Annotated in this window: 17 protein-coding genes; 7 read left to right on the top strand and 10 right to left on the bottom strand. The window is 61.5% G+C overall.

The features are described 5' to 3' along the window. Positions 1–8: 8 nt before the first annotated feature. A complete protein-coding gene (locus tag MOP44_RS14205; RefSeq protein ID WP_260790599.1) occupies positions 9–3,578 on the bottom strand; it encodes a glycosyl hydrolase 2 galactose-binding domain-containing protein in 3,570 nt (1,189 codons plus the stop codon). Between the two features lie 157 nt (positions 3,579–3,735). Between MOP44_RS14205 and MOP44_RS14200 the strand changes: the two genes are divergently transcribed. Then, positions 3,736–4,656 (top strand): ROK family protein, encoded by a 921-nt coding sequence (locus MOP44_RS14200; protein ID WP_260790597.1) that lies wholly within the window; start codon positions 3,736–3,738, stop codon positions 4,654–4,656. 133 nt (positions 4,657–4,789) lie between these two features. After that, positions 4,790–6,559: a sugar porter family MFS transporter gene (locus MOP44_RS14195; RefSeq protein WP_260790595.1), complete on the top strand. Its 1,770-nt coding sequence runs from the start codon at positions 4,790–4,792 to the stop codon at positions 6,557–6,559. Positions 6,560–6,794: 235 nt separating this feature from the next. Here MOP44_RS14195 and MOP44_RS14190 read toward each other — a convergent pair whose 3' ends face one another. The 4 genes from MOP44_RS14190 to MOP44_RS28080 all read right to left on the bottom strand — a co-directional run bounded on the left by MOP44_RS14190 (position 6,795) and on the right by MOP44_RS28080 (position 9,960). Continuing rightward, positions 6,795–7,247 carry a hypothetical protein gene (locus MOP44_RS14190; RefSeq protein WP_260790593.1) on the bottom strand — a complete coding sequence of 151 codons (453 nt, stop codon included), beginning with the start codon at positions 7,245–7,247 and terminating at the stop codon, positions 6,795–6,797. Positions 7,248–7,329: 82 nt separating this feature from the next. After that, positions 7,330–8,070, bottom strand: coding sequence for a Stp1/IreP family PP2C-type Ser/Thr phosphatase (locus MOP44_RS14185; protein ID WP_260790592.1), 741 nt, complete (start codon positions 8,068–8,070; stop codon positions 7,330–7,332). A 67-nt stretch (positions 8,071–8,137) separates the two neighbouring features. Beyond that, positions 8,138–9,478, bottom strand: a complete 1,341-nt coding sequence (locus MOP44_RS14180; RefSeq protein ID WP_260790591.1) for a hypothetical protein — start codon at positions 9,476–9,478, stop codon at positions 8,138–8,140. Between the two features lie 170 nt (positions 9,479–9,648). Next, entirely contained in the window at positions 9,649–9,960 is a 312-nt protein-coding gene (locus MOP44_RS28080) for a hypothetical protein (RefSeq protein ID WP_390905434.1), read from the bottom strand. A gap of 18 nt (positions 9,961–9,978) precedes the next feature. Between MOP44_RS28080 and MOP44_RS14175 the strand changes: the two genes are divergently transcribed. Then, positions 9,979–10,941, top strand: coding sequence for a DMT family transporter (locus tag MOP44_RS14175; RefSeq protein ID WP_260790590.1), 963 nt, complete (start codon positions 9,979–9,981; stop codon positions 10,939–10,941). A gap of 156 nt (positions 10,942–11,097) precedes the next feature. After that, positions 11,098–11,835 carry a CPBP family glutamic-type intramembrane protease gene (locus tag MOP44_RS14170; protein ID WP_260790589.1) on the top strand — a complete coding sequence of 246 codons (738 nt, stop codon included), beginning with the start codon at positions 11,098–11,100 and terminating at the stop codon, positions 11,833–11,835. A 33-nt stretch (positions 11,836–11,868) separates the two neighbouring features. Here MOP44_RS14170 and MOP44_RS14165 read toward each other — a convergent pair whose 3' ends face one another. Continuing rightward, a complete protein-coding gene (locus tag MOP44_RS14165) occupies positions 11,869–12,525 on the bottom strand; it encodes a hypothetical protein (protein ID WP_260790588.1) in 657 nt (218 codons plus the stop codon). Between the two features lie 229 nt (positions 12,526–12,754). Between MOP44_RS14165 and MOP44_RS14160 the strand changes: the two genes are divergently transcribed. Further along, the gene (locus MOP44_RS14160; protein WP_260790587.1) at positions 12,755–13,477 is read left to right on the top strand and encodes a TetR/AcrR family transcriptional regulator; all 723 of its coding nucleotides are present in this window, start codon (positions 12,755–12,757) and stop codon (positions 13,475–13,477) included. Then, positions 13,474–16,050 carry a glycoside hydrolase family 2 TIM barrel-domain containing protein gene (locus MOP44_RS14155; protein ID WP_260790586.1) on the top strand — a complete coding sequence of 859 codons (2,577 nt, stop codon included), beginning with the start codon at positions 13,474–13,476 and terminating at the stop codon, positions 16,048–16,050. The genes MOP44_RS14160 and MOP44_RS14155 overlap by 4 nt, the downstream gene beginning before the upstream one ends. Positions 16,051–16,155: 105 nt before the next feature. Here MOP44_RS14155 and MOP44_RS14150 read toward each other — a convergent pair whose 3' ends face one another. Beyond that, positions 16,156–17,037 (bottom strand): CPBP family intramembrane glutamic endopeptidase, encoded by an 882-nt coding sequence (locus MOP44_RS14150; protein WP_260790584.1) that lies wholly within the window; start codon positions 17,035–17,037, stop codon positions 16,156–16,158. Between the two features lie 283 nt (positions 17,038–17,320). On the opposite strand from MOP44_RS14150, the gene MOP44_RS14145 reads away from it, so the two are divergent. Further along, entirely contained in the window at positions 17,321–17,728 is a 408-nt protein-coding gene (locus MOP44_RS14145; RefSeq protein WP_260790583.1) for a bacteriohemerythrin, read from the top strand. Between the two features lie 155 nt (positions 17,729–17,883). Here MOP44_RS14145 and holA read toward each other — a convergent pair whose 3' ends face one another. The 3 genes from holA to MOP44_RS14130 form a co-directional block, all read right to left on the bottom strand. Beyond that, positions 17,884–19,047 carry a DNA polymerase III subunit delta gene (gene holA / locus MOP44_RS14140; protein WP_260790582.1) on the bottom strand — a complete coding sequence of 388 codons (1,164 nt, stop codon included), beginning with the start codon at positions 19,045–19,047 and terminating at the stop codon, positions 17,884–17,886. Positions 19,048–19,283: 236 nt separating this feature from the next. Continuing rightward, on the bottom strand, positions 19,284–20,255 hold the full coding sequence (locus tag MOP44_RS14135) for a universal stress protein (protein ID WP_260790581.1): 972 nt from the start codon (positions 20,253–20,255) through the stop codon (positions 19,284–19,286). 548 nt (positions 20,256–20,803) lie between these two features. Then, a complete protein-coding gene (locus MOP44_RS14130) occupies positions 20,804–21,811 on the bottom strand; it encodes a zinc-dependent alcohol dehydrogenase family protein (protein WP_260790580.1) in 1,008 nt (335 codons plus the stop codon). Positions 21,812–21,890 lie beyond the last annotated feature (79 nt).

Here is a 21,890-nt window from a genome sequence, read left to right as displayed (position 1 = left end):
CCCATTTTTTATTGCACCGCAATGTTGCCCGACGCGACATTCCACCCTCGAATCCCAAGCGCCGGCTTCTCACTCCCTTGCGGAAACTCAACCTCCACCGACCGCTCCTCGCCCGGCAGAATCGAAACATAGTTCTCGCTGTAATACGCCGGCAGAATCCGCTCTCCGTTGACCGCATTCGTGAGGGTCAGCTTGATCAAGATCGCCGGCACTGCTCCGTCATTCTTGATCTTCACCGTCACCCGCCGCTCGCCGCCCACGCTATCGGCACTCGCCTTCGTCGTCAGCTTCGCATCGCCTAGTTTGCTCAACTCCTGCAGCGTGCTCTCCTGCTTTGCCCACCAGTAAAAGTTATCGCTCACCGGCTTGCCGTTCTCATCCATCACATCGAACTTCACCAGCACCGCATGCCCATCCGCAATCTTCTCCAGATCGAGCTTAGCCACCGCCGTGCGCGCATTTGCCGCAGCCTGCACCGCGCTTGTCTCATCACTCAGCGTCTTGCCGTCAAGGCCCACAACGCGCATCCGCACCTTCAGCGACCTCGCCGCATTCAGATTGATCAGATCCACCGATCCATCTTCCAGATTCAACTGCGCATGCACAGGCTCGCATGCCTTCTGTGTACCATAAAAGCTCGACTGCGTATCGTAGTCGTGCCCCAGAAAATTCCACTCCATCGAGGGCCACGCCGACTGCGTCATCCAGATCATGCGCGCCGAGTTCGGCTGCCACAAATGCGCTGCAAAACCCTCAAAGATCGCGCGGTGTGCTGCATAGTCAATCATCTGCGCCTTGCGTTCGAAGTCCTCAAGGCTGGTCGGTGCGCCGAACTCCGTAGCCATAGCTTCCATGAATGGCTTCACCGTACCGTTCCCCAGTTGATGCCAGTCGTGATACGCCCACGTATCCGAAATCGGCCACCGATCCGCCTCAGGAATAAACGCCTTGATGCCCTCGAGCGTCGGCACACTAGGAATTCCCAGTTCCACACTGAACCCGCGATTAATGCGGTAATACATCGCCAGCGGCTCCAGCTGGTATGGCCCCGACCCGCGCAGATTCACCATGTTCGAACTGCCCGTGTAGTAACGCGTGTGATCCAGCGTGCGCGCCAGCGACTCCAGCCCCTCGTTCAAAATCGGCTGCGGCACACCTTCATTGCGCCCGCACCACACCACAATCGACGGATGATGCCGGTACCGCAGAATCGTATCGCGCGCGTTGTTCAGGAACAGCTGCGGATCCTGCGTCTCGAGATTGTAAGTCTGCGTCGACTCCCAGAAGTCGTTCCACACCATCAGGCCGTACTTATCGGCCAGCGCGTAGAAACTGTCCTCCGTGTTCTGCCCCATCCAGTTGCGAATCATGTTCACATGCGCGTCGCGATGCAGCCGGAAGTACGGCTCCAGGTTCTCAACACTCACGCGCTTGCGGGTGTCATCCATGCCCCAGTTGCCGCCGCGCGCCGCAATGCGCACCCCGTTCACCTTGATCACCAGATCGGTTCCCGGCCATCCGCCCTCAACCGCGCGCACCGACGCCGATCCCTCTGCGCCCGGCTGCAGTGTCTGGACCCACGCATGCATCAGCAGATCGCGCAGCCATCCTGGCGTGCCCGTGGGAAACACCTCGTCCGGCGTCTTGTCATCAATCCGCCGAATCCCTTCGTGTCTCCCGTTAATCAGCGGCAACTCTTGGTCATGCGTGCGGCTCGGCAGCACCTCCACCCGGCGCATGTGTCCCGTCTGATCGAGCAGCGACAACTCATAGCTGACCTCGCGCATTCCAAAATCAACCTCCTGCTCCGAATCAATCCCCACACCCGCCTGCGCGAAGCTAACCGTGAGGTGGTGCAGCGCCGGATCGCCATATCCATTCGGCCACCACAGCTTCGGGTTCTGCACCTTCAACTGCGGAAACTCCGCAGGCGTGAGCCGCACCACCGTCTCGCCCGGCCCGATGCGCAGATGCTTCGTCACCTTCACATCGTCGAAGCTCGCCGTCAGCTCGCCTTCCACTCCCTTGTCATTCGTATCCACCAGCGGCGCTTCAATCTCAATATCCGCTTCGCTGTTATCCGCCTTCGGCAGCGTCGTGATCACGTTCACATCGCCTACGCTCACCGGGCCTTCGGCTCTCAGCGTCACATCCTGCCAGATACCCGTGTTGCGGTCGCGAATCGTAGGAATCCAGTCCCATCCCTCCGTCGCTAAAAACGTCGGCCCATCCAGCATCTGGATCCCGCCGTTATCGCCCGGCCCTGCCTTGATCGACTCTTCCTGCGCCAGCCCCGGATGCGGCGGCGGGCTCACCTTCACCGCCAGTGCATTCATTCCGCTCTTCGCCAGCTCATCGGTCACATCAAAGCTGCCGCGGATAAACGCGCCCTTCACATCGCCCAGCCTCTGCCCGTTCAACCACACTTCCGCTGCATAGTTGATGCCGTTGAACGTCAGCGTCATCCTCCGGCCCGCGTTCTCCTTTGCCGAAGGAAACTCCACCCGATACCAGTAATCCTGCCGCGCCAACTTGTCAGGAATAGCCAGGTTATTCAATCCATAATCAGGGTCCGGATAGATGCCGCGATCAATCATCGTGGTCAGCACAGTTCCCGGCACCGTGGCCGCCATCCAGCCCCTCGCCGCAAACCCCGCCTTCGAAATCTCCTCACCCGCCGCCCCAACATCCGGAACTGCCGCCAGCTTCCAGCCTCCGCGAATCGTCCACGGATTTTGCCCAGCCAACTCGCTCTTCAGATCTGCCGCACGCAGTGCTTTCGCCACCGGCTTCTGCGGCGCCACCTTACTCCGCGGCAGCGTCATCGGATCCTGCGGCTCCGTCTGTCCCGCCATCGCCCGCACCTGCACCGGCCAGTGCGCTGAAGCCTCCGTATACTCCGGCGTGTCGAAGTTCGGCTTCTCGGCAGCCATGTGCTTGACCTGCTCCGGCGTCAGAACCTGGTCGTAGATCCGCAAATACGCAATCTTCCCGCCGAAGTGATGCTCGCCTCCCGCCGGCCCCATCCATAGTTGCGCCGCAACGTTGCCCTGCGAGTACCCCGACGACGCAACCGCCTTCCCATCCTCGTACAGCGCAACCGCGTTGCCGTCTCCCGTCGCCACTGCGAAATGCCACCCTTCGCTTACGCCTCCGCCAGCCGTGACAAAGCGATCCTGTCCGCGGCCAAGCCACAAACTCATCCGCCCATCCACGAATGCAACGTACCGCGCGTCCTTCGCTCCGGGATCGCCGATACCCGCCAGCAGCGTCAACCCATTCGAATTCGCCGGGTCAGTGGCGTAGAACCAGAACGCCAGCGACCACTTCGCATCGCCCGTCAGCACCTGGCTCGGCACCTTCGACACCTTCGACGGCCCGCCCCACTCGCCCGGCGCTGGCTCCATCAGCCCCGGACCATCCGGCAGAATCACCGCGCTCCACGGCCCATACACCTCCTGCGGCACAGGCGGCGCCTGCGCTGGCAGAGATCTGCCCCCTGTAAATGAGAGCGCCAGCAAAACCGCAGAGCCAAAACCGCAAAGATCCAATCGCGCGCGCGAAAGCCAAGCGAGCATAAACGTCCTCTCTATTCGCGTAACATCCTATCCTGCCGTGCCGCCGCCATGATACCGTTATCATCAATCCAACATTGACCGCGCTCCAACCTCGATTGAGAGCTGCGGCGGGCCCCAAGAAAGACCACTTTAGCTATGCAGGGAAGGCGGCTCTGGCGTGAGTGCATCATTCAGCACTTTTGTTCTGACCTACGACGTGGGTGGCAGCCACGTGAGTGCGGGGCTGTGCAGCCTCGCTGATCTAAAAGTCGTGCGCGTCGCAGGCGCTCCACTCGCAGGCATCGATACCTTCGAAGCCTTCGCTGACCTCCTGCACAATCTCGGCTCGCAAGCCGCAGCCGGAGAGCACTCCATCGCCGGCGCATCCCTCGCGGTACCCTTCCCGTTCGACACGGAAGCCGGCATGAGCCTCATGGAGCATAAGCTCACCGCGCTCTACCGCCGCGATCTCCGCGGCGCACTCGCCCAGCGCTTCGGTTGGAATCGCGATCAGTTCCGCTTCCTTAATGACGCCGGCGCGTACCTTCTCGGCGAAGTCGGCGCAGGCGCCGTCAAAGGCGCAAAGCGGGCCGTCGGCCTCACTCTTGGCACAGGCATCGGCTGCGCCTTCGCAATCGACGGCGCTCAGGTCACCGGGGGTCCGGGCGTGCCGCCGGGCGGCGAAATCTGGGACTATCCTTACAACGACGGCACCGTTGAAGACCTCATCTCCACCCGCGCGGTCAAAGGCGAATACCTCGCCCGCACGGGCAGCGACCTCGAAGTCTCCGCCATCGCCGCAGCCGCTGCCACCGATCCCGAAGCACGCGAAGTCTTCGACAACTTCGGCCTGCATCTCGGCCAGGTGTTGCGCGACGTAATCGCGCCCTTCCATCCGCAAATGGTCGTCATCGGCGGCGGCATCGCACGTTCCGCCTCACTCTTCCTGCCCACCGCGGAAGCACAAATCGATGGCCTCGGCTTCCACATCGTCCAGTCAGCCCTCTGGGACCAGGCCCCCCTCGTAGGCGCCGCCCACTTCTGGCGTGAACAAACCTCTGAAGCCCGCAACCACGCCGCCGTGTCCACTCGGATTTAGTGCGCACGGCTTCACACGCAAAGCCCTGGGGCGAAGAGCCGCTTCGCCCCAGGGCTTTCTGTTCCCTGTTCCCTGATCCCTGTTCCCTGCCTCCGTGTTGTAATCTTTCACCATTCCTTTTGCGAGAGCACTCATGCAGTCTGGAGCTCAGGTGACATCCCTTTCCGACGATAAGAAGCTGGCACGTTACAACCGTTTTCTACTCCTCGTAGCCGGCCTCGGCGGCCTCCTCTACGGAATCGACGTAGGCATCGTCGGCGGTGCAGTCCCCTATCTCGAAGCCACATCGCACCTCAGCCCAGGCGAGCTCTCCATCATCGTCGCCGCCGTCCTGCTCGGCAGCGTCTTCTCTACGCTCTTCGCCGGCATCCTCGCGGACTGGATGGGCCGCAAGCCCCTCATGATCGTCAGCGGCGTCGCCTTCACCGTCAGCATCCCCGTCATCGCGCTCTCGCAGAGTTACAGCGCCCTCTTCTTCGGCCGACTCCTCCAGGGCATGAGCGGCGGACTCGTCGGCGTCGTCATTCCGCTCTACCTGGCTGAGTGCCTCTCAGCCGACAAGCGTGGCCGCGGCACCGCCGTCTTCCAATGGATGCTCACCCTCGGCATCTTCGCCGCCGCCATCATCGGCGTGCTGGTCAGCTACCATGTCGACTCCGTTGCCCGCATCGGCTCAGCCGACGCGATCTTTCAGGTCAAGGACCACGCCTGGCGCAGCATCTTCTGGATGTCCATGCCGCCCGGGATCCTTTTCGTCATTACCAGCTTCTTCATCTCCGAGTCGCCGCGCTGGCTATTCCGCCGCGGCAAGCAGGACCAGGCGCACGCCGCCCTGCTGCGCTCCCGCACCGCTGACCAGGCCGCTCTCGAACTTCGCGAAATGGGCGACATCGCCTCTGAAGCTGCCTCCAAAACCACCAGCCATGGCCGCCGCGAGCCGCTCTTTCAGCGCCGCTTCATCCTGCCCTTCCTGCTGGCCTGCGTCATCCTTTCCTGCAACACCGCCACCGGCATCAACTCCATCGTCGGATTCAATACCAACATCCTCATCTCCAGCGGACTCTCGGACGTACAGGCGCACTGGGGCTACGTCCTGTTCACCATGATGAACTTTCTGTTCACCACCGTCGGCATGACCCTCGTCGACAAGAAGGGCCGCAAGTTCCTCTTCCTCCTCGGAACCTCCGGCATCATCGTCTCCCTCTCCGTCGCCGCGCTCCTGTTCATGCGCAGCGAGAAGAACCGCGTCGATGTCGCCGCCGCCGTGCAGCCGCTCGTCACTTCCGATCAAAAGCTGACCTTCCACATGGACGAACAGGCCACGCGCAGCCTCAGCGTCACGCCCACCGGCGCACAATCCCTCTGGATCGTCTACTCCTATGGCGACTTCACCGGCAGCACCATCCCCGTCACCCTGGGCGACTCCGCTTCTGCCGTCGACGTCAACCGCGGCGCAGCCCTGCCCGGCGGCAAGGTTCAGGCATTCTTCCAGAACCCCTTCGCCGACCTCGACGCCGCCCGCACCGCACCGCTCCACATCGACCACGCCTTCGTGCAGCCCATACCCAGCGCCGCCAACGGATGGCTCATGGCCATCTGTCTCTACCTGTTCGTTGCGTTCTACGCTACCGGCCCCGGCGTCTGCGTCTGGCTCGCCCTCAGCGAGCTCATGCCCACCCGCATCCGCTCCAACGGCATGAGCATCGCACTGGTCCTCAACCAGCTAGTCTCCACCACGCTCGCCGCCGTCTTCCTGCCCGTGGTCGGCAAGCACGGCTACTCCAGCATGTTCTTTGTCTTCGTGGGATGCACGGTGGTCTACTTCCTGACCGTCCTGCTCTTCCTGCCCGAGACCAAAGGCAAGACCCTAGAAGAAATCGAGAAGCACTTCGAAACCGCGTAAAGGCAGTCTGTAAGCCATGGGCGACCGGCCCACGATGCATGTAAAAGGGCGCGATTCAACAGCTTGCTAAAAAGCCGTGATGAGAGGTGCTTTGTATCAGGGGCTGCCTTTAGGCAGCCCGCACTCCGCTCATACCCCAACCCAGGCACTGTCATCCTGAGCGCAGCGAAGGATCCGCGGTTGCAGTTTGACGGTCAGATCCGACCGCAAAACTCTTACATCGCCGACTCACCGCTCATGATGGCAGCGTCGATTTCGCGGCATAGCTTCTGAGCGTTCGATCACTCACGAGTTGGTCCAACAAATCGACCGAAGGTATTCCGTCCACAACCACGGCGTCTCTGTCGAAGTTGTCGTACGCGCCGAACACCAGTTCCTCATTTCTTTCAATCTGAACGTGAACGATGCCTCGATACCCGCTGAACGCAATTTTGGATTGGATAGCTCTTTCGATTTCGGAAACACGGTCCAGGGTGAGAGGCAGAACAACGAAGTCGAGCTGCGGCGCAGTCGTCGCACGTTTCAGCTTTTCTGTTTCTTCGTGTGACGCACCTTCCATCCTGAACAATTCCGTATTCGCGAGGTTGCCCTCGAACGCGACGCGGCTCTGGTCGGATGCAAATACTCGAAGCATCGTGAATAGCAATGCTGGTTTGTCGCGGGTGTCGAGCCTGTACAGGTTTGTCATGCCAACTGGATACGGTACCTATCTAAATTCGAGGTGACCGCGAATGCGGACGTTTCGACATCGGACCACTATCCACTCGCACTCACTGCCCCATCGCCTGCACCAAAATGCAAGTAATGTTATCCCGCCCCCCAGCCTTGTTTGCCGCCTCAATCAGCCGGTTCGCCCGCTCCTGCAGCGGCTGATCGCCCGCCAGCAGTTCCTGGATCGCGCTGTCTGAAACCTCGCGCGTCAACCCGTCCGAACACAGCAAGAACAAGTCCCCCGTCTGCGCTTCGAACTGGAAGCAGTCAGGCGTAACGCCGTTCTGCGTGCCCACCGCCCGTGTAATCACGTTGCGCAGTGGCGACCGCAGCGCCTCATGCGGAGTCATCCGGCCCAGCCGAACCTGCTCCTCCACCAGCGAGTGATCCAGCGTCAGCTGTTCCAGCTTACCCTCGCGCAAACGGTAGCAGCGGCTGTCACCCACGTTCACCACCCACACCTGCGCCTGCTCCACCACCAGCGCCACCAGGGTCGTGCCCATGCCCGACAGGTTCGAGTTGCGCTGCGCGCGCGAGTACACCGCCGTGTTGGCAGCGCATACTGCATCTTCCGCAAGCTTGGGAACCTGCGCTTCCCGGTCCCGCTCCGTCAGCGCCTGCAGCACTTCGTCCACAGCAATCGAGCTCGCGACCTCGCCGCCGGCGGCCCCGCCCATACCGTCGCACACCACATACACACCATGTTCGATGGAGAAGCCGAATGCGTCCTGGTTGTTTGCGCGCTTGCGGCCGCGGTCGGAGGCCGCAGCAGCAGCGTAGTGGAGGGCAGCCGTGGCCAAAGAGTTTTCTCCCGCTTGAAAGTTTACACGGGACGTCCGAAAGTTGGCAGTAACTCGCGACGTCCTGTTAATGTTCGAGGTTCACATCCGGAACCGGCGTTGGATCGGGCAGTTCGAAAATCTGCAGGTTCTTCCCCATCATGATCGCCACCCTCCGCCCCGACGGTGAAATCGCCACATTACCACCGATGTCGAACACCGGCGTGGCCGCCGCCCGCAGAACCAGCTTTCCCGTCGCCGCATCCAGAATCTGCACGTCTTGCCCTTTGATGTCCTCGGGCTCCAGGGGTGCAATCGTGCTCATCTCCCGCCCCGCCATCAGCGACTCCCGCCCAATCCGCGTCCCCTTCGTATTCGTCACCAGCACCGGCCACACCGACGACCCCGCCGGAGCCTGCCACAGCTTCTTCCCGTTCAGGCCAAGCGCCATCAGCTTCGCATCCCCATTCGAGTTGCACCCCGTCGCCAGCACCTCGCCCGGCGAAATGAAATCGAGCAGCGGCGTACATGCCGACTCCACCTGCCCAACCAGCGTGTTGCCCCCCGAAAAATAATTGAAGTTCAGCGTCCACATCATCCCGCTGCCTCGCAGCAGTTCCAGGTACCCCTGCCCGTTGATCGGCAGGTGCACCGCCGACCGCACATGGCTCACCAGCATCACCTTGCCATCTTCGCGTCGCAAAATGCGCAGAACCATGTCCGGCTTATCGCTCAGCCCCGGCGCATCCGTCGTCACATTCCCGCGCGCCGATGCCGGACTCCCCACATCCCCAGGCCGCGATGCCTGTGTCGGCGGCTCACTCGAACCAGTCACTAAAAACTGCCGCGACGGATCCACCTCTAGCCACAGCACCGGCCCCGGAAACTGCAGCAGAGGCTTCAACTGCAGAGAGGCATCGCCCATCTGCACCGTATCCCTGTCACGCAGAAGAAACTTCCCGTTGCCCAGGTTGTAGAGATAGCGCTTCTTGTCGTGCAGCGTCCAAACCGCCTCTGACTCCACGTTCCCCTGCGGCAACCGCAGCACCACCGCGCGCACCTTGCGCTCGTTCTCCGTCTCCTCATTGCGGTGTGAACGGCTGATCAGCCCCGGCACCCTGAACGTGAACAGAAGCCTGTCCTCGTCCAAAAAATCCAGGCTCATCAGCGCACTGCGCATGCCCAGATAAAAGGACGCCGGCTGCGAATACCCCAGCGGCTCGGCCGCTATGCTGAACGACGGCTGCACCGTGGCCCGTACGGTCCCAGCCTCGGCCGGCGCGGCCTTTTTCTTCTTCTCTGCAAACAGCCCGTGCGGAAACACATCCTGCGCCCCCGCGACAGGAGCGCTCTCCCACAGCGAAACCGCGAGCACCAGCCCCACGGCCGTCCGAACCCAGAATCTCGCTGCAGGAACCACCTTCACCATCGCCCCCTATTCTCACCCATCCGATTCAAGCTTGGATAGGTCATGGCTTCACACCCTTCGGAAAACCCACCGACGCAAAAGCCTGTCAGGGCACGACTTCACCGCTCGCGGAGAAACTCACAATGAGCGCGCCTTTAGCCGCTCACGGATGCAGTCGCACATCTGGTCTCTCAAAGCGAGCTTCCTCCTAAGCCTGATATTTGTGCTTCGCTCTTCATTGACCCCTGAGCATCTAAGCTCCACTGACCACTGACCACTGACCACTGACCACTGACCACTGACCACTGACCACTGACCACTGACCACTGACCACTGACCACTGACCACTGACCACCGACCACCGACCACCGACCACCGACCACCGACCACCGACCACCGACCACCGACCACCGACCACTGACCACCGACCACTGACCACCGACCACCGACCACCGACCACCGACCACTGACCACTGACCACTGACCACTGCCTTTCCCCCCATATGCGACCCTAAAAGGAGATGCCCTCCACCGCCGCAATCAACCAACGCACGCTCTGGCTCGGCTACGGCGCATGCGCCCTCGCAGGCTGTCTCTGGGGCACCGGATTCTTCTTCGGCCGCATCGCCATGAACGAAATGTCCGTGGAGTACATGGTGCTCTACCGCTTCTTCTTCGCCTGCGCCGGCCTCGTGCCCCTGGCCATCATCCATCGCGTTCGCCTCACCCGCGCCGAACTCAAGCTGCTCCTCATCTCCGCATTCCTCGGCGTGCCGCTACAGTTCCTGATGCAGTTTCACGGCCTCGCCCTCACCACCGTCAGCCATGCCGCCCTCATGGTCGGAACTCTGCCCGTCCTCCTCGCCGCCGCGGCTGCCCTCTTCGCCGGCGAGCGCCTCGACTGGATCGGTTGGGTAGCCCTCTTCTGCTCCAGCATCGGCGCCGGGCTCATCGTCCTCGGAGGCACACACGGCCACCCCGCTCGCGGCGAGCCCACCTTTCGCGGCGACCTCCTCGTCGTCGTCTCCCTCTGCATCTCTCTGGCCTGGGTGCTGATCAGCAAAAAACTCATGGAGCGTCACAGCCCGCCAGTGGTCACGGCCTACACCCTAGTGGCTGGAACCGTTATGCTCGCCGCCTGGATCCTCGGCCCCCGCCTCCTCATCCACTGGATCCCCAACAACAGCGCCCCGGTTCCCTTCGCCCACGTCAGCCTCAAGGCCTGGGGAGCGCTCGCCGCCTCGGGCCTCGCCTGCACCGCCACCACCACGCTCCTCTGGAACTGGGGCATCCACCACGTCCCCGCCTCGCGCGCGGGCGTCTTCCTCAACATCGAGCCCGCCCTCGGCTCCTTCCTCGGCGTCAAACTCCTCGGCGAGCACCTCGGCCCCTTCGCCTGGTTCGGCGGAGCCCTCATCCTCGGCGCCGCCATCACCCTAACCACCCGCAAGCACGACCACGACCCCGCCATCCTCCTCGAATAACGAAGCGACACGCAGCAAAGTAACCCCGTGCCCCATCCTGTCGGCTTTTTCCTGCCGACAGAGTGGGAAACCGCGAATCCACCCCAGCCCGAAATCGCGCCGAAGGCGCAGTGGCCGCACCGCAGGTGCCACAATTCCGCATCTAATCCCACTAGTATGGGTACGACCCAGTGGTTTTTATATAAAAGAACGGCCCAATATAAAGCAGACTGTCACCAAACTCCTGCACAGCGACGCCGCCGTGACATCCTCGAACTCGCAGGAATCTACAGCCTCATCCTTCTGGTCATCTGGACACCCCGCCCCTGGCAATTCGCCCTCTGGGGCATCGCCGCCGTCTGCACCATCGGTGTCATCGCCCTCTCATTCGACGGCTGGAAGACCATGGGCATCTGCACTGAGAACCTGCGGCAATCGCTGTGGGCCATCCCCCTGGCCGGCGCCATCGCCCTTTTCTCCATCGCCGTCGCAGGACACCTGCACACGCTCCGCCTGCCCCACTCGCCCTACCTCTTCGTGCGCCATTACGCGTGGTACGCAATATGGGCCGGCCTGCAGCAACTCATCCTGCAATGCTTCTTCCTCGCCCGATCGGTCCGCCTCATCCCCAACGCCACAGCCGCGGCCGCGCTATCAGCCGCGCTCTTCGCAATCGCGCATCTCCCCAACCCTGTACTGACTCTCATCACGCTGGTCTGCGGCCTGGCCTCATGCCTGTTCTTCCTGCGCTACAAGAACCTCTGGCCGCTCGCCGTCGCACACGCCATCCTCGGCATCGCCATCGCCATCACCATCCCCGGCCACCTCGACCACAACATGCGCGTAGGAATCAGCTATCTCACCTGGGTCGACCGGCCCATCATCTCCGAGTCTGTCCCCTTCCCCAACCCCTAGCACCATGCACAATTCGAAGAGACGACGCACACATCAATGACAGGCCGGATGCATTGTCTCCCGCGGCCACTTGCCCGCATTGAACAGAGCGACATTCTCCTTCTGTTGTGCCAGCGTCGGAACGCAGAAATCGGTTCGCACTTGGTCGGACAGAAAGCTCTCGTTATAGGGCGCGAGCGTCCTCCCAAACGGAAGCGGAAGCCCGCTGTTGTTTTTCGCAAGCGGTATATTCCGGTCGAGCACATATTGCGTGCCGAATACCTGCGGCTGTTTGATGAACTGCAGGTAGCGGTCTAGCGTCGCCGCCGCGATGAATCTTGCCGACGTCGTGCCCCGATACACAGCCTCCATCGCCAGAATGTGCGCGAACAAAAAATCGTCGGGGCTGTCACCGTGCTGGAAGAGAAACGCGGCATCTCTGAAGTCATCGCCCGTCTTCACCTCGCCCGCTGCCAACATAGCTCGCACAGTAGCCTGTCGCACTGCCACCCGCTTCTTGTACTCCTCCTCCGTAAACCCCGGCCCCCCATTGGGACCGCTCGATGAGTCTTCCTGATCTTCCACGAACAACTGGTGAACCGTCTTCGTTGTCTCCGATCGCTCTTGCGCATTAGGTGCACTGGTTTGGGCAAACAGCGCGACACCGCACAGGGAAAGAGCTGTAAGGCTTCCAACCAGACGAAGTTGCATGCTGATAACCTCCGAAGATCGCAATGTTGGAGAAGAGCTTCTCACCGCTGTCCGAGCCGGATCACGACCGCCCGCCAAGTCACTGCCCTATGTAGCATTCTTCATAACGGGCCGGCCCGTCAAGAGGCGCCTCTCCGAAGTTCTCTTTGACTTCCGCATCCGCATCCCTATATAAATTCGAAATATTATTTCGATTTCGTACCTGTGATGCGAAATCCGAATCGAGCGCATGCCCCGAAAGAAAACAGCAAAGCCGCCCGGCTCCTATCCCGCTCACCGCGAGCGCCAGCGCCGCCGCATTCTCGATGCCGCCTGGACCCTCTTCGACGAGCGCGGCATCGACCGCGTCTCCATGGCCGAAATCACTTCCTCCAGCGGCGTTCAGCCCTCCACCATCTACCAGTACTTCGCCAACAAGGATGAGATCGTCTGGGCCGTCATCGCCGACGTGATGCAGAAGGCCAGCGCGCGCGCGCAGCAGTCCCTCGAAGCCACGCCCAACGCGCTGGCCCGCATCACTGCCCTCCTCGACTTCATGGCCGATGAACTCGTGAACAACTCGGTCACCGTGCGCTTCATGGCGCAGTTTGACGCGATGTATGCGCGCCACTGGCCCGCCGAACGCCTCATCACCCTGGAGTCGCAAATCAATCCCGGTGGATTCAACGCCTTCAGAGGCCTGATCTGTGACGGCATCGCCGACGGCTCCCTTCGCCACGATCTCGATCCCGACCTCACCATGCACGCCGTCATCAACACCGTCATCGGTGCGCAGCGCCGCCTCGCCTCCCTCGGCAGCAAAGTCGAACAGGAATACGGCCAGCCCGTCGATCGCCTCTTCCGCGAAACCATTCGCATCCTCCTTCTCGGCCTGCGCGCCCCAGAACCTCCGCCCCGACGCCGGCCCCGAAAGAAACCCTCCAAAGTTCAAAGCAGAAAGAGAACTCGATGAAACTCCAGCCCCGCCTTCTCCTTGCTCTCGCCGCTCTAGTATGCTTCACGCCCGCTTCAATCCACGCAGCGAAACCCGACTCACCCCGGCAGGAACTCGCCGCTGATGCCGGCTGGAAGTTCATCCTCGGCGATCCCAGTGGAGCCGAAGCTCCCGCGTTCGCCGACGCCTCCTGGCGCACGGTCGATCTGCCCCACGACTGGAGCATCGAAAGCAAGCCCGACAAAGACAATCCCAGCGGCGGTGGTGGAGGCTTCTTCCCTAACGGCATCGGCTGGTACCGCAAGTCGTTCCAGGCTCCCTCCACCTGGAAAGGCAAACGCGTGAGCGTCGAATTCGACGGCGTATACCGCGATGCCGCCGTCTATCTCAACGGACACAAACTCGGCACGCATGCTTACGGATACACCGCGTTCTCCTTCGACCTCACTCCCAATCTGGACTTCTCCGGCGCGAACGTTCTCGCGGTCCGCGTCGACAACTCCGCCCAGCCCAACAGCCGCTGGTACTCGGGCTCGGGCATTTACCGCCACGTCCGCGTCGTCGTGACGGAACCCACTCACCTCGCGCATTGGGGTGTCTTCATCACCACACCCGAGGCGACAACCATTTCGGCCAAAGTCTCCGTCCACACACGCGTCGCAAACGAGTCCTCCACCGCCGCCGATGTCACCGTCGATACCACTCTGCTCGACAAGGCAGGAAACAAAGTTGGCTCCGCACAATCCAGGCTCGCCTTCGCGCCCGGCAAAGAAGACGAAGCCGCGCAAGATATCGCAGTGGCGAATCCCGCCCTCTGGTCACCCGACTCACCCAACCTCTATCGCGCCATGTCCACCATTCGCCAAAACGGCAAAGTCATCGACCGGGTCACCACGCCCTTCGGCATTCGCACGCTCTCCTGGTCGGCAGAAAACGGCCTGCTCCTGAACGGCAAATCCATCAAGCTCACTGGCGGAAGCGTCCATCACGACAACGGCCCTCTTGGCGCAGCAGCCTTCGATCGCGCCGAAGAGCGCCGCGTCGAACTCCTCAAAGCCGCCGGCATGAATGCCGTGCGCACCGCGCACAATCCGCCCTCTCCCGCGTTTCTCGATGCCTGCGATCGCATCGGCCTTCTCGTTCTCGACGAGCCCTTCGACGTCTGGAAGGCGCACAAGGTCAAATTCGATTACGGCGACGACTTCGACGCCTCGTGGAAGCAGGACATCTCATCCATGGTCCTCCGCGACCGCAATCACCCCTCCATCGTCATCTGGGGCATCGGCAACGAAATCCCAGAGCTCGAAGTCGATCGCGGCGCAGAGCTCGCAAAGCAACTCGCCGATCAGGTCCGCGCCCTCGACAACACGCGCCCCCTCACCCTCGCCTTCCCCGGCACCACCACCAAGCCCACCGCGCAGGCTGTCTTCTCCCAGCTCGACATCACCGGCTACAACTACAACATCCTTCCCACATACCAAAAAGATCACGAGCAGTTGCCAACGCGGATGATGCTCACTACGGAGTCCTGGCCCGCCAAGGCTTTCCCGCTATGGACGGTCTCCCACGACAATCCCTACATCCTTGGCGACCTCACCTGGACGGCAATGGATTACCTCGGTGAATCCGGCATCGGCGCCTGGCAATACGGCACACCGCAACAGGCCAAAATGGCCGAGGGCATGGGCGGAATGATGGCCAACACCGGCTTCATCGATCAGCTCTTCACCGGCATGGCCAACGGCAAAGACGTCATGGCCGACATGGCGAAGAACACCGATCCCGCCGCCAAAGCGATGATGGAAGTCTTCATGCATGGCTATCCCTGGCACGCAGCCATGTGCGGCGATCTTGACCTCACCGGCCTCCGCAAGCCGCAGTCTTACTACCGCGACATCATCTGGAACGGCGGCGACCGCGTCTACGCCACCGTGCGCCTGCCTGAGCCCGATGGCAAAAAGATCATCGCCATCATGTGGGCCACTTACCCCACGCTTCCCTCCTGGACCTGGCCCGAACAGGAAGGCAAGAACGTCGATGTCGAAGTCTACTCCGGCGCGGAGAAAGTCCAGCTCTATCTGAACGGCAAGCTCATCGGTGAAAAGCCCACCGGCCGCGACCAGGAGTTCAAAGCAGTCTTCTCGGTCCCCTATGCGGCCGGCACGCTCAAAGCCGTTGGCCTCCGCGGCGATCGCGCCGTTGCGGAAAGCATCCTGACAACAGCCCAACCGTCAACCAAGCTGCGCGTTACTGCAGATCGCACTGCACTCAACGCAAACGGCGAAGACCTCTCCTTCATTACTGTCGAGGCAGTAGATGCGAACGGACGCCCCGATCTGCACGCAACCAACGATGTTCAATTCGATATCAGCGGCCCCGGCACCATCGCCGCAGTCGGCAATGGAGACGCCCAGGATCCCGACGCGTATCAAGGCAATCGCCGCAAGCTCTTCGAGGGCCGCGCGCTCGTCGTCGTTCGCACATCGCACAAAGCCGGCTCCATCAAACTGACCGCCAAAACCTCTGGCCTCAGCGACGGCTCCGTCACTCTCAAAACCAACAGCGCGCAACCCAGCGCCGAACTACAGTAGGAACGCCGGGTGCCCCCGGTCCCTCGCTTTGGGGACCGGGGACGACCACAAATCCCACACAGCCTCGAATGGCGGCGAAGCCGCAGTCGGCCCCACCGCAGGTGGTCACCGCAGAAACAGCGACCACACCGAGTCCACCGTCGCATGCGTCACCGCCGACGCACCCACGCGCCGCTTCTCTCTCCAAGCCCGCCCATAGAACACGCCTGCAATCGCCGCCAGCAGCACATAGCGCCAGTTGAAATGCAGCGCCCGCTTGTTGAAGTGCGCCAGCCCGAACAGAATCGCAGCCAAGACCAGTGCAGCACTCCTGCCCAACCTGCGCTCCAGCAGATTCTGCACCCATCCGCGGAAGAACAGCTCTTCCGGCACGGCGATAAAGAAGAACGTGAAGACCCACGCAAACGCCAACCGCCCCGGCAGTCGCACCACGTCGCCCCACGACAGCGCGTGCGTATGCAGAAAACCCAGCGCCAGCCCCAGCACCAGCGCAATCGGCAGATAAAACAAAAACTGCTTCAACCCCACCGAAACATCGCATCGGCGCAGCCGCAAATCGAACCCCGTCCCCTCCAACGGCCGCAACATCACAAACGCATAGATCCCCGCATCCAGCAGCAGCACCTTATTGAACACCGACAGATGCGCCGGCCACGCCGGCTCAAACCAGCGCAGATCCACCGCCAGCCCCATCACCAGGAGGACGACAAGCCGCGACCACACCGCCTCCTCCGGCATCGCGCGCGCCGCTAGCGCAATCGCCGCTGGGAAAACCGCATACACCGCCAGCCACCGCCAGCTGAACGCCCCCGCGTCCACCGACACCAGCACATACGGAAAGCACAGCAGAGCCGGAAGCACCATCTGCGCAATAGCCGGCAGCGTCCGCGCCCGCCCCGCAGCCCAGTCCGCAAAGAACGCCGCCGCAAGATACGGCGCCATCGCAAGCACAGCGGCAATCACCAACAGAGGAGTCACATGCGGCACAGCACCATTGTGACAGGCATCTGTGCCTCACCCAGACACCTGCGCCATCATCCTGTCGCATACTCCACATGACTGTGTCATCCCGAGAGCCCGCGCGTCTTCTTCAGCGGGCCGAGGGACCTGCAGTTGCTTTTCGCTCGCCCTGATGGAGGAAGACTCGTCCTCGGTCAACGCCACCACACCGCTTGCGCGTCCCGTAGGGCCGCAGCGAACCCCCTCAACTCTGCCGCACAACCGCCGATAAACACCCCGTCGGGCCCCATTTCTCACACGGAGATCCGCAATGGCATTGATGACCTGGAGCGACCGCCTATCCACCGGCGTGAAAGCAATGGACGAGCAGCACAAAGGCCTCGTCAAAACACTCAACGAGCTCCATGACGCAATGCTGAACGGCGCCGGCAAATCCGCGGCCGGCCCTCTTCTCGATCGTCTCGTCAGGTACACCCACGATCACTTCGCCTCGGAAGAAGCCCTGATGTCCCGCGCGAAGTATCCCGATCTCGCGGCCCACCTCGTCAAGCACAAGGACCTCACCCGACAGGTCGAAGCCTTCGTCGGCCGCTACAAACGCGGCGAGCTCTCACTCAACGTCGATCTGCTCATGTTCCTGCGCGACTGGCTCACCACCCACATCCAGAAAGAAGACCGCGACTACGGCCCCTGGCTCAACCAGAACGGCGTCCGCTAAACCTTCCCTCTTGTTGCGCGAGCTTTGCCCAAGGGCACGACTTCACACCCTGCTGAAAAGCTATTCGGAACAGGTCTTGTATCAGGGGCTGCCTTCAGGCAGCCCGCATGCGCTCCCGTCAACTGATTTGGGGCTTCAGCCCCTGAGGGCCGCCCTCACTGTTCGCTGAACGACAACTGCGCCGCCGACCACGGCGATACCGGCTTCGGCTCCGACGCCAGATCGTACACCAGCCGCTCCAGCACCAGACGCTTGTCCGGCGGCGACGACCGCAGCTCCAGGTCCGCCCGCGCAATCAACCGCAGCGCCCGCGTCAAATCCCGCCGCGACTTATACCGTCTCGCCTGCCGGATCAAATCATCCGCCGCAAACGGAGGGATCCTGAACCCCTGCCACAGCGCCTGCCAGATCGCCCGCTGATCCCTTACATTCTTCTCCAGAATCACAAGCATCTGCCGGAACGTCCGCGCCAGCATGTACAAATGCCCAATCGCCGCATCCTCGCCCGCGTCGCTCGAGTTCAGCAGCCCATGCAGCAGCGCAATCGCCTTCACCTTGTTCCGCGCGCTGATCGCATCGGTCAGCTCATACAGCGACCGCTGCTTGGCCCCCAGCACCATCGTCTCCACATCGCCCAGCGTGATCCGCCCACGCCCCAGCGTGTAGAGCAGCAGCTTCTCCAGCTCCCCTGCGATCATCATCATGTCCGCGCCCAGCGCATCCACCAGCTCGCGCGCCGCGTCGGGATCCATCCGGTTCCCCGCCTCATTCGACGTCGCCGTCACCCAGCGCATCGCGTCGTCTTCGTGCACGCGCGCCAGCTCAACCATTCCGCAGTGCTCGCCCAGCGTCTCCGTCAGCCGCTCGTACTTGCTCTTATCGTCCATATCCATCCGCCGCACATCTGACGGAATCCGGATAAAGTCCGCGACAAACACCAGCAGCGCCTGCGGGTTCGGCGATTGGAAATACCGCCCCAGCGCGGCGAACTCATCCTTCTTCGCCCCGCGCGTATACAGGTTCCGCACGTTGCGCACAAAGATCACCTGAAACGGTGCCATCAGCGAAGGCGTCTGCGCCCGATCCAGAATGTCGAAAACTGGCGTCGAACCCAGATCGAAGTCCGACAAGCAGAAGTCCTTGAAATCCGGCGGCACATACGCCTTGATCACCGCCGCCCGGCATCGTTCCTGCAGAAAGAGCTCATCGCCCGCCAGCACATACCCCGGCTTCAGCGGACCGCCCTTCGTCGCAGCCTCAATCTCCGCGACAAATCGCCCCACAGCCGAGAAGCCCGCGCCCCACCGCGCCCCACTCAACGAGCGTCTCCCCCGACTGCCAATGACAAGAACATGCGCCCCCAGAATAGCAAAACAACAGGGACAAAGGGACAGGAGGAACGAAAGGGATACGGGGGACAGGAGGGACAGGAAAGAACAAAAGTCTGCAGCGTCAGATCACATCATCTGGAATAGAAGCCACTCACGAGCGCGCCTCTCGGCCCCCTAATCCCCTGTGTCCCCCATATCCCCCTTGTCCCTCTTGTCCCTACTCCCTACTCCCTATTCCCTACTCCCTGCAGTCTGTTCCCTGTTCCCTGTTCCCTGTTCCCTGCCGTCGTCTCTTCCAGCGTCATCACCGGACACCGCGCATGCGCCAGCACTTTATATATAGTCCGATCCCGCGTCAGATTCTCCAGCGCCGACCGATGCCTCGCCCCCAGCACCATCAAACACGCGTGGTGCTCCGCGCTCTCCGCCAGAATCTCAATCGAAGGATTCCCGTGCACCACCTTCGGCGTCACGCCCGCTGGCACATCGCGGCTCAACTCCTCCGCCAGCTTGCGCAGCTCCATCATCGCGGCCGAGTCCATCCCCGTCGGCTCGCCCTTACGCTGCATGTCTGAAATCGGAGGAAGTACGTGCAGAAGAATCAACCCCGCGCCCAGGCTGGACGCGATCTGGCTGGCAAGCACTGCGCTCGGACGGGAGGCCTCTCTAAGTGTGGTGGCATGCAGCACCACCTTTGTCGGGGTGTTGCCGGGCACCGCGAGACGAGCCTCAGGACCCACGGTAATGACCGGGATATTGACCGAGCGCAGCACTTGTTCAGCCACGGAACCAATGAGAATCTTGCTGACCCTCCCACGGCTCCGGGTCCCCAGAAGGATGCGGTCCGCATGAAACTGCCGGGCGGCCGTCAAAATCTGCTGTGCCGGGTGACCCTCGCGAATCACCGCATCGCAGATAATACCCCTTTTCCGCGCGATTGCACAGCACGGTTCCAACTCTTTTTCGGCGATATCCACAGCACCGGAAGGATCGTAGTAAGGCATGCCCGCCGCATCCGCCGTCATCGACTCCCCAGCCGACACCACGTGCATCAGGATCAGCCGCGCACCCGTCGCCGCACCCTCGTCCAGCGCAAACGGCATAAGCCGATCCAGGTCACTCAGATCCGTAGCCATCAGGATCACCGACGGCCGGCTCCAACGCGTCCCCACCACTTCCGCCGCCGCTTCCACCATCGCACACCTCGCAACAGAAAAGCGTGGCACCAACTCCACCCGCATGACTGTGCGAAACAACACCCCACCAAGTGATCTGGATCACCGTGTCACCACAATGCTGTCCTCTTTCCATGAAGTGTCATCCCGAGAGTCCGCGCGCTTTCTTCAGCGGACCGAGGGACCCGCAGTTGCTTTTGGGCACTCTCGTCACTCCCCCACAAATTTGTCATTCTGACTCTGAGCGAAGTCGAAGGGGAAGAACCTGCTTTTGCTTTTCTTGCTGTCATCTTGAGCGAACCCTGAGCCAGAGTGAAACGAAGGAGAAGGGGCAGTTGAAAGACCTGCATTTGCTTTTGCTTTTCTTGCTGTCATTCCCGTCAGGGAATCTGCTGTTTCAAATCCCGCCGCCGCGCTGCTCCATGCGCACCAGACAAGCCGACTCCCCCACGCACCGTGTCATCCCGAACGTCCGCTTCGGCGCAGGAACCTGCCTCATCAAACCGGGATTCGGCCCAGATAACTCCACACCCTCGCACTCACCCGTGCCCTATCAGCGCCGGTAGCCCTTAACGCAGCTTGATCACGATCTTTCCAAAGGCTCCTCGATAGAGATGGTCGTAGGCTTGTCGAGCATCCTCGAACCAGTACACAGCGTCGATCACAGGATGAATCTGGAAATTTGCAAGCGCAGCATTCATCTCTTCAAACATCCGTCTCGATCCGGTCACCATACCCACAATCGAAGCTTGTTTCTGTAGCAACGTGAAGATGGGAATCTCAGACACAAATCCATCCAGGACTCCAATAACCGAGATCTGTCCGCCGGGCTTGATGGCCTCGAGCGACTGGCGGAGAGTCTTACCTGCCGCAACTTCCAGGATGTTGTCCACTCCCTGCTGCGATGTCAATCTCAGGGCTTCGGTGTGCCACTCCGGCGTTCGGACGTAATTGATCGTCTGGTGTGCGCCTAGCCGTCTGGCTCGCTGAAGCTTGTCATCGCTGCTCGATGTCGCAATCACCTTTGCGCCCAGTGCTGAGGCCAGTTGCAGACCAAAGATAGATACGCCACCCGTCCCCTGCACGAGAACAGTCTCACCTGGAGCTAGCTGCCGTTTGACCGTTAACGCATGCCAGGCCGTGAGGGCGGCAACCGGCAATGTGGAAGCCTCTTCGTGGGTCAGGTATTCAGGCGCGTGCACCAGCACTTCTTCATTGATCACCAGGTACTCAGCCAGTCCGCCCGGAATCGTGTTTCCCAACGTATGCACAACATCGTCGACCCTCGTCGGCCCGTCGATCCACCGTGTGGCATAGTTGGTAATTACACGATCGCCTCTCCGAAAACGAGAGACCTCTGCTCCTGCATCGACAACCTCGCCCGCGGTATCGGCTACCTGCGTGATTGGAAAACGCAGATCGGGATTGTAGAGACCATCCACCAGCAGCTTGTCTCGGTAATTCAGAGACACGGCTTTCACGCTCACGACAACATCGTGGGGACCAACCTCTCGCATCGGTACATCAACCATCTTCAAGTTATCTAGTCCAAAGCCTTCCAAAACCCATGCTTTCACCCAAATTCCTCCTGTTCGCTAGTGCCCGTCTGACATCACTTTCGTCTGAATTCAGCCTAGGTCTGGCGGGAACTTCAGG

Origin of the sequence: Occallatibacter riparius, assembly GCF_025264625.1 — a bacterium.
Lineage (GTDB): Bacteria > Acidobacteriota > Terriglobia > Terriglobales > Acidobacteriaceae > Telmatobacter > Telmatobacter riparius.
This window is presented reverse-complemented; position numbering and strand designations above follow the sequence as displayed.

Coding starts and splice junctions, on each gene's coding strand:
- MOP44_RS14205 (WP_260790599.1), bottom strand. CDS start 3,578: ATGCTCGCTTGGCTTTCGCGCGCGCGATTGGATCTTTGCGGTTTTGGC.
- MOP44_RS14195 (WP_260790595.1), top strand. CDS start 4,790: ATGCAGTCTGGAGCTCAGGTGACATCCCTTTCCGACGATAAGAAGCTG.
- MOP44_RS14190 (WP_260790593.1), bottom strand. CDS start 7,247: ATGACAAACCTGTACAGGCTCGACACCCGCGACAAACCAGCATTGCTA.
- MOP44_RS14180 (WP_260790591.1), bottom strand. CDS start 9,478: ATGGTGAAGGTGGTTCCTGCAGCGAGATTCTGGGTTCGGACGGCCGTG.
- MOP44_RS28080 (WP_390905434.1), bottom strand. CDS start 9,960: ATGGGGGGAAAGGCAGTGGTCAGTGGTCAGTGGTCAGTGGTCGGTGGT.
- MOP44_RS14175 (WP_260790590.1), top strand. CDS start 9,979: ATGCCCTCCACCGCCGCAATCAACCAACGCACGCTCTGGCTCGGCTAC.
- MOP44_RS14170 (WP_260790589.1), top strand. CDS start 11,098: ATGGGTACGACCCAGTGGTTTTTATATAAAAGAACGGCCCAATATAAA.
- MOP44_RS14165 (WP_260790588.1), bottom strand. CDS start 12,525: ATGCAACTTCGTCTGGTTGGAAGCCTTACAGCTCTTTCCCTGTGCGGT.
- MOP44_RS14160 (WP_260790587.1), top strand. CDS start 12,755: ATGCCCCGAAAGAAAACAGCAAAGCCGCCCGGCTCCTATCCCGCTCAC.
- MOP44_RS14155 (WP_260790586.1), top strand. CDS start 13,474: ATGAAACTCCAGCCCCGCCTTCTCCTTGCTCTCGCCGCTCTAGTATGC.
- MOP44_RS14145 (WP_260790583.1), top strand. CDS start 17,321: ATGGCATTGATGACCTGGAGCGACCGCCTATCCACCGGCGTGAAAGCA.
- MOP44_RS14135 (WP_260790581.1), bottom strand. CDS start 20,255: ATGGTGGAAGCGGCGGCGGAAGTGGTGGGGACGCGTTGGAGCCGGCCG.